Origin of the sequence: Microbispora sp. H10836, from assembly GCF_012999525.1 — a bacterium.
In the GTDB taxonomy this organism is placed as follows: domain Bacteria; phylum Actinomycetota; class Actinomycetes; order Streptosporangiales; family Streptosporangiaceae; genus Microbispora.
On the sequence record NZ_JABBWU010000069.1, the window covers coordinates 1 to 954 of the forward strand.

3 protein-coding genes are annotated in these 954 nt (G+C 68.4%); all 3 read left to right on the forward strand.

Annotation, left to right across the window (positions count from 1 at the left end):
* A partial coding sequence (locus tag HHX30_RS40285) for a hypothetical protein (RefSeq protein WP_169989209.1) occupies window positions 1-303 on the forward strand: 303 nt, incomplete at its 5' end.
* Window positions 300-602, forward strand: a complete 303-nt coding sequence (locus HHX30_RS40290) for a hypothetical protein (protein ID WP_169989210.1) — start codon at window positions 300-302, stop codon at window positions 600-602. The genes HHX30_RS40285 and HHX30_RS40290, both read left to right, overlap by 4 nt.
* A 91-nt stretch (window positions 603-693) precedes the next feature.
* Window positions 694-954 (forward strand): GntR family transcriptional regulator (locus HHX30_RS40295; RefSeq protein WP_169989211.1); only part of this gene is annotated, 261 nt, incomplete at its 3' end.

Sequence of the window (954 nt, forward strand, 5' to 3'; positions counted from 1 at the left end):
GAGGACTGCCTGTACTGCGACGGCGGCCAGGTGCCCGTGGAGATGTTCGAGTGGGAAGTCTTCCTCACGGGCAACGGGACCGACGAACTCGGACCGTGCGGGACCAGTGCTCAGCAGGCCGCCTCGATGGACGAGCTACGTATGGCGTTGCGCCGGATGGACCCGGCCCGACAGCCGTGGGGGAGGATCACGCACCGGGTCTACGACTTCGGCACCGTGCCGGACGACTGGTCCCGCCGGATCATCTTCCGGGCGACGCTTGATGCGGCCGGGCAGGTCCGCTTCGAACGGACCGACCGGTGAGCAACCGCACCCCGGCATGGGGCGGGCCGTGCCCATCCCCACATCTCCCGCCACTGCAGAACGGGGCCAAGGCGCTCGCCTGGCACAAGCCGGGGCAGTTCACCTCGTCGCGGGTGCTCGCCTGGACCTGCCACGAGCACCGCAACACCTGGTATGAGCTGTGCGCGGCTGGCGGCCTGGCCTACATCCGCCGGTTCAAGGGGAACCAGTTGAAGCCGGGGGTAGCGCACACCCATGCCTGGCGGGAGGCCGAGGCGCGGGCGGTGTGGCTGGCGCTGCTGTCCGGGCGGGCTCAATAGCCTTCCCGCTGGTTGCTGAGGTCCTGACAGGCCTGTGCTTAGCCGCTACTGTGCTTATGCAGACAAGTGGAAAAGTGATTGGGCGCTTAACATGAGCATGGACTTCGCCCCGCCGAAGTACGCCCAGGTGATGACGGCGATTCAGCAGCGTATCCGGGACGGGGAGTACGCGCCCGGCGACATGCTGCCCTCGGAGACGCAACTCGTCCGGGAGTTCGGCGTCGGCCGCACCACCGTTGTGCGGGCGCTTCAGACCCTTGCCATGCAAGGCTGGATTGAGCGCGAGCACGGCCGCGGCTCGTTCGTGAAGGGCCGCCCGGAAAGCCCGGCCGAGCGGGTACGGCCCGGCCTG